This window comes from Streptomyces sp. LS1784 (genome assembly GCF_020103755.1).
In the GTDB taxonomy this organism is placed as follows: Bacteria; Actinomycetota; Actinomycetes; order Streptomycetales; family Streptomycetaceae; genus Kitasatospora.
This window is the reverse complement of record NZ_JAHSQD010000481.1, coordinates 1-6,432: the sequence shown is the minus strand read 5'-3', so window position 1 is coordinate 6,432 and position 6,432 is coordinate 1. Positions and strand designations below refer to the sequence as shown.

At 73.9% G+C, this 6,432-nt stretch carries 6 protein-coding genes; 2 read left to right on the top strand and 4 right to left on the bottom strand.

Annotated features, from left to right (window positions below; all coding sequences use genetic code 11):
* On the top strand, nt 1-1,938 hold a 1,938-nt coding region (locus KS423_RS35315), incomplete at its 5' end, for an ATP-binding domain-containing protein (protein ID WP_224283833.1).
* Nucleotides 1,939-1,982: 44 nt separating this feature from the next.
* On the opposite strand, the gene KS423_RS35310 is transcribed toward KS423_RS35315, so the two are convergent.
* The 3 genes from KS423_RS35310 to KS423_RS35300 form a co-directional block, all read right to left on the bottom strand.
* Complete coding sequence (locus KS423_RS35310; protein ID WP_224283832.1) at nt 1,983-2,438, bottom strand: MarR family winged helix-turn-helix transcriptional regulator; 456 nt, start codon at nt 2,436-2,438, stop codon at nt 1,983-1,985.
* 86 nt (nt 2,439-2,524) lie between these two features.
* Nucleotides 2,525-2,941: a DUF3037 domain-containing protein gene (locus tag KS423_RS35305; RefSeq protein ID WP_224283831.1), complete on the bottom strand. Its 417-nt coding sequence runs from the start codon at nt 2,939-2,941 to the stop codon at nt 2,525-2,527.
* Complete coding sequence (locus KS423_RS35300; RefSeq protein WP_224283830.1) at nt 2,938-3,693, bottom strand: HipA family kinase; 756 nt, start codon at nt 3,691-3,693, stop codon at nt 2,938-2,940. The genes KS423_RS35305 and KS423_RS35300 overlap by 4 nt, the downstream gene beginning before the upstream one ends.
* 212 nt (nt 3,694-3,905) lie before the next feature.
* On the opposite strand from KS423_RS35300, the gene KS423_RS35295 reads away from it, so the two are divergent.
* Complete coding sequence (locus tag KS423_RS35295; RefSeq protein WP_224283829.1) at nt 3,906-5,264, top strand: NAD(P)/FAD-dependent oxidoreductase; 1,359 nt, start codon at nt 3,906-3,908, stop codon at nt 5,262-5,264.
* Nucleotides 5,265-5,321: 57 nt separating this feature from the next.
* Here the strand turns inward: KS423_RS35295 and KS423_RS35290 are convergent, their stop codons facing one another.
* Entirely contained in the window at nt 5,322-6,428 is a 1,107-nt protein-coding gene (locus KS423_RS35290) for a GDSL-type esterase/lipase family protein (RefSeq protein WP_224283834.1), read from the bottom strand.
* Between the last annotated feature and the right edge of the window lie 4 nt (nt 6,429-6,432).

Below are 6,432 nucleotides of genomic sequence, written 5' to 3'. Positions count from 1 at the left end.
GTGCGTGCGCGCGAGGCCGCCCGCCACGTCGCCCGGCTGGACGCGGTCGAGCGCGGCCTGTGCTTCGGCCGGCTCGACGAGCGCGACGGCACCGTCCACTACATCGGCCGCACCGGCCTCACCGACGAGGCGTACGAACCGCTGCTGCTCGACTGGCGCACCCCGGCCGCCCGCCCGTTCTACACCGCGACCCCCGCCCACCCCGGCCCCGTGGTGCGCCGCCGCCACCTGCACACCCGGGGCCGCGTCCTCACCGGCCTGGACGACGAGGCGCTCGACCTCGCCGGGCTGGACGAGTCCGGTCGACGCGCCCTGGTCGGCGAGGCCGCGCTGCTCGCCGCCCTCGACCGCGAGCGCACCGGCCGGATGGGCACCGCCGTCGCCACCATCCAGGCCGAGCAGGACCGGGTGATCCGCTCCCCGCTGCGCGGCGCCCTGGTGGTCCAGGGCGGCCCCGGCACCGGCAAGACGCTGGCCGCCCTGCACCGCGCCGCCTACCTGCTGTTCACCCACCGCGCCGCGCTGGAGCGCCGGGGCGTGCTGGTGATCGGCCCCAACCCCGGCTTCCTGCGGTACATCGACGAGGTGCTGCCCGCCCTCGGCGAGACCGAGGTGGTGCTGCGCACCGTCGGCGAACTCGTCCCCGGCGTCGCCACCACCGGCACCGACACCCCCGCCACGGCCTTCGCCAAGGGCGGCCCCTGGATGGCCGGGGTGCTCCGCCGCGCGCTGGCCGCCCACCAGAGCGCCCCCGCCGAAGGACTGGACCTCGGCGACGGGTTACAGGTCTCCGCCCGGGCCTGCGCCCAGGCCCGGGACGCCGCCCGCGGCCTGCGGCTGCCGCACAACCGGGCCCGGGGTTTCTACCTGGGCACCCTGCTCGACGCCCTCGCCATCTCCCAGGCGCTCGCCCTCGGCCGCCCGTACGACGACGAGGAGGCGCACTACGCCCCGCGCGAGCTCTGGGAGCGAGCGGACGTCCGCGCCGTGCTCGACCCGCTCTGGCCCCGGCTCACCCCCCAGCAGCTGATCGAACGGCTGCTCACCGACCGGGAGTTGCTCACCGAGGCGGCCCCCGAGCACGCGGCCGCCCTGCTCCGCCCGCCCGGCTCCCACTGGACGGTCGAGGACGTCCCGCTGCTCGACGAGGCCGCCGAACTCCTGGGCGCGGAACGGGCACCCGCTCCCGCCGACCAGGATCCGGACGAACTGGCCTTCGCCCAGGGCGTGCTGACCATCACCGGGCAGACCGACGACGCCCTGCTGGACTCCGCCGCCCTGGCCGAGCGCTTCCGCGACGGCGGCCCGTACCGCTCCACCGCCGAACGCGCCGCCGCCGACCGCGCCTGGGCGTACGGCCACGTCGTCGTGGACGAGGCGCAGGAGCTGTCCGCGATGGCCTGGCGCGCCGTCCTGCGGCGCGTCCCGACCAACTCGCTCACCATCGTCGGCGACGTCGCCCAGACCGGATCGCCCGCCGGAGCCCGCAGTTGGGCCGAGATGCTCGACCCGCACCTGCCCGGTCGCTGGCGCGAGGAGCGGCTGACCGTCAACTACCGCACGCCGGCACCCGTCATGGCCCTCGCCTCCGCCGTGCTGCGCACCGCCGTACCCGGCCACCGGCCGCCCGAGTCCATCCGCCCGGGCACCGAGCAGCCGCGCGCGGTCCCCGTCCCGGACGGCGACTTCGCCGCCGCGCTCGCCCGGCAGCCCGACGGCCCGGGCACCCTCGGTGTGATCGCACCGGACGCCCTGGCCGGACCACTGGACGCGCTCACCGTGGCGGACGCCAAGGGGCTGGAGTTCGACGCGGTCGTGGTGGTCGAACCGGCCGCGCTCGCCCCGCGCGACCTCTACGTCGCGGTGACCAGAGCCACCCGCTCACTCACCCTGCTCCACCACCGGCCGCTGCCACCGGAGCTCGCCGGCCTGCTCTGACCGGAACGGCACGGACGGCCCGCGGGGGTCGGGCGGCGCGGGTGCTACTGCGCGCCGCCCGTACGGCCGGCCAGCACCGGCAGCACCTGGCCGCAGATCGAGTGCAGGGCGATCCGCTGTTCGTCGGTCATCGCCTCGAAGGCCTGGTGGGTCCGGGCCATCTCGCCGCGGATGCGGTTCAGGATCTCCCGGCCCTCGGCCGTGATCACCACGATCTTGACCCGCCGGTCACCCGCCGCCGCCTCACGGTTGGCCAGGCCCAGCGACTCCAGCCGGTCCACGATCCCGGTGACGTTCGACGCGTCGCAGCCCAGCCGTCCGGCCAGCGCCCGCATCGGCACCGGCTCCTGCACCGCGCCCAGCGCCTTGGCCTGCGAGGAGGAGAGCCCGTGCCGGGCCGCGGCCGCCGCGAAGTCCTGGAAGTACGCGGCACCGACGGCGGCCAACGCCTCCATCAACTCGGCGTTGGTCGGTACGGTCGTCGTCGCTGTCGAACCCATGGGGCCAGCGTACGACCAGGTCCTTCAGCAACTCAAGCTTTGACCGGGGCAACCGTCGGCGAGACAGCTCACACCCGCCCGGTGCCCTACAACACCAGCTGGTCGAACAGTCGCCGCAGCTCCGCCTCCGGGTCCGCGGTCAGCCCGGTGTGCACCGGCCCCGGCTGGACGATCGCGCTGCGCGGCGCGGTCAGCCAGCGGAACCGCTGCCCGGCGCTGTCCCCTGCCGCCGGACCGGCCTCCGGCCCGCCGTGGCAGACCGCCTCGATCCCGTGCAGCGCCCGCCGTACGCCCTGCACGTCCGCCACCGGGTCCAGCGCCAGAAGCCGGGCCTGGTCCAGGTGGGTACGGGCGGCCAGGTGCGAGCTCTGCCGGCAGTACAGCAGCACCCCGACGTTGACGCACTCGCCGCGCTCGACCCTCGGCACCGCGCGGATCACGGCGTACTCGTAGTCGTGCAACTCGATGGTGGCCGGCAGCGCGGACGGCACGGACTCGGTCATGCGGGCACCTCCGGCAGCCAGTCACGCGGACCGGCCAGTCGCTCGGTCAGCTGGGCACGGTACGCGGCGCGCACCTCGTCGGGCGAGTCGAAGCCGAACTCGTCCACCAGCCAGACCTCCGGAATCTGCGCCACCGCGCCCTCGATCGCCGCCTCGGCGAGCGGCGCGAGCGCCTTGTCGGCCGCCGCCAGGTCCGGCTGGGCCCGCAGCAGCGCATGGTCGAAGGCGTCGTACGGACGGCGGATCCAGGCGGCGGCGCCCGACCAGTTGTGGTGGAAGATCAGGCTGGCGCCGTGGTCGATCAGCCGCAGCCCGCCGGTCGCCACCAGCAGGTTGGGGTTGCGCCAGGACCGGTCGACGTTGCCGATCAGCGCGTCGAACCAGAGCACCTGCCCGGCGAGCTCCGGGTCCACCTCGAAGCAGAGCGGGTCGAAGTTGAGCGCACCGCTGACGAAGGCCATCCCGAGGTTGGTCCCGCCGCTGGCGCGCATCTGATCCTGGATCTGGTGGTCCGGCTCGCTGCGCGCGAGCACCGGGTCCAGGTCGACCGTCACCAGCTCCGGCACCGGCAGCCCGAGCCGCCGGCCGAGCTCCCCGGCCAGCACCTCCGCGACCAGCGCCTTACGGCCCTGTGCCGCACCGACCCATTTCAGCGCGTAGAGCCGCCGATCGTCGGCCTCGACCAGGCCCGGCATCGAGCCGCCTTCTCGCAGTGGCGTCACGTACCGGATCGCCGTCACCTCGGGTAGCACGGCCGACAGCTTATCGGTGTCACCGCCACTTCCTCTCTCTTCCACCCACCGCCACCCCGCACACACGCCGGCACCCCACCCCGCCTCCCCGCCCCAGGGCGCCCGCCACGGCCCCACCCCTCCCTCATCCGCCCCGCCCCGGTGGCAGCCCCCGCTGCTCCGTGCGAGTGTGGCGGACAGACATGGGGACCTTCACGGCAAAGGGATGAGCGATGGAACGACCTCGGATCCTGATCGTGGGCGGTGGCTTCGCCGGCCTGGAGTGCGCCCGCCGCCTCGAACGCAAGCTGTCACCGTCGGAGGCCGAGATCTCGCTGGTCACGCCGTTCAGCTACCAGCTCTACCTCCCCCTCCTCCCCCACGTCGCGGCCGGCGTCCTCACCCCACAGTCCGTGGCCGTCTCCCTGCGCCGCTCGCTGCGCCGCACCCACATCCTCCCCGGCGGCGCCATCGGTGTGGACCCGGCCTCCAAGGTGTGCGTCGTCCGCAAGGTCACCGACGAGGTGGTCGCGCAGAAGTACGACTTCCTGGTGCTCGCCCCCGGGAGCGTCACCCGCACCTTCGACATCCCCGGCCTCACCGACTACGCCCGCGGCATGAAGACGCTCGCCGAGGCGGCCTACGTCCGCGACCACGTGATCGCCCAACTCGACCTCGCCTCCGCCACCCTGGACCAGAAGGAACGCGAGTCCCGGCTCCAGTTCGTGGTGGTCGGCGGCGGCTACGCGGGCACCGAGACGGCCGCCTGCCTCCAGCGCCTGACCACCGCCGCCGCCCACCGCTACCCGCGCCTGGACGCCCGGCAGATCAAGTGGCACCTGATCGACATCGCCCCGAAGCTGATGCCGGAGCTCGGCGACCCGCTCGGCGAGGCCGCCCTGGAGGTGTTGCGCGACCGCGGGATCGAGGTGTCGCTGGGCGTCTCGGTGGCCGAAGTCGGCGCCGAGACGGTCAAGTTCACCGACGGCCGGGTGCTCCCCTGCCGCACGCTGATCTGGACCGCCGGCGTGGCGGCGAGCCCGCTGATCGGCACCCTGGACGCCGAGACGGTCCGCGGCCGGCTCGCCGTGACGGCGGAGATGCGGGTGCCGCAGTTCGAGGGTGTGTTCGCGCTCGGCGACGCCGCCGCCGTCCCCGACCTCGCCAAGGGCGACGGCGCGGTCTGCCCGCCCACCGCCCAGCACGCCGCCCGCCAGGGCCGCGCGGTCGCGAACAACGTGATCGCCTCGCTCCACAACCAGCCCCTGGAGCCGTACTACCACAAGGACCTGGGCCTGGTGGTCGACCTCGGCGGCAAGGACGCGGTCTCCAAGCCGCTCGGCGTGGAGCTGCACGGGGTTCCCGCCCAGGTGGTGGCGCGCGGCTACCACCTGATGGCGATGCGCACCAACGTGGCCAAGTTCCGGGTGAGCACCAACTGGCTGCTCAACGCCACCGCAGGCGACGACTTCGTCCGCATCGGCTTCCTCTCCCGCCAGCCCGCCAGGTTGCGGGATTTCGAGTACACCGACGCCTACTTGACGAAGGATCAGGTTCGCGCGCACGCCCAGTCCCTGCTCGCCAAGGGCTGAGCAGCACAGCCGAACGGCGCCCCCGCGGCCTGGCTGCGGGGGCGCCGGATCACGCGGTCACCGTGCGGTCAGGTACATCCCGCTCGCGTCCTGCCCGGCCGTGTTGCGGCACGCGTAGTCGCCGCTCGGACGCCCCCACAGCAGCGTCAGGCAGCGCCCGACCGCCTGCTGGCCGTAGTAGTTGGGGTGCATCGACTCCTGCAGCGCGCCCTGCGTGGAGTTGAGCCCGCCGTCCAGGAAGCGCGCCCACTCGTTGGTGGTCGCGGACGGGCCGGAGCTCGCGGTCGGCTGCCGGGTGGCCGTCGAGCACACCTCGCGGCCCTGCAGCATGTCCGACAGGTCCAGGAACTGCGCGCCCTTGGCGGCGGCGACGCCCGCCAGCGCCCGGGAGATCTGCGGCACCATCGAGTCGCGGGCCCAGTCGGCGTCCCCGTCCCAGAACGGGCAGCCGCCGGTGTCGGAGCGGGTCCACCCGCTTTCCGGGTACCGCATCTCGGCGCTGCGCGGGATCGGCGACGGGTAGGACTGCAGCACCAGGCGGTAGTCCGACGGCGCGTAACCGGCGTCGGCCATCACCGCGCGGATCTCGTCGATCGCCTTGCCGACCCCGGCCATCGCCGTGGGCATCTTCGAGTCGATCGAGGACTGCGCGGAGTCGTGGCAGTACGAGTACCAGATCAGGTAGTCCTGCACGCAGTTGGAGATGACGTCCGCGAAGCCCAGGTCATTGCCGCCGATCGACAGGGTGATCAGCTTCACGTTGTTCTGCCGTGCCACGGTGGCGAGTTGGTCGGCCTGCGGGGCCTCGCCCTTGAACGACTTCCCGCCGTTGGCCGCGCGGAAGATGTTCGCGGTGACGGCACCGGAGCAGGCCAGGTTGATCTCGTTCTGGGCCCCGGTCGAGGCGCTGAGCACCTCGGCGACGTCCGAGCGGTCGCACCCGCTCGCGGCGGTGGCGCCGTAGACCCGCGAGGGGTCGTACGAACTGCCGGTCCAGGCCCGGTCGGTGCCGTTGCGGCTGCCGCTGGTACCGGCAGAGTTGCCCTTCCAGCGGCCGGCCTCCCCGGAGATGTAGCTGTCGCCGAGCGTGACGCTGGCGGTGGGCCCGGACGGCACGGCGGCCGGCGCGGCCGGTGCGGCGGAGGCCGGCGAGGCGACGGCCAGGCCC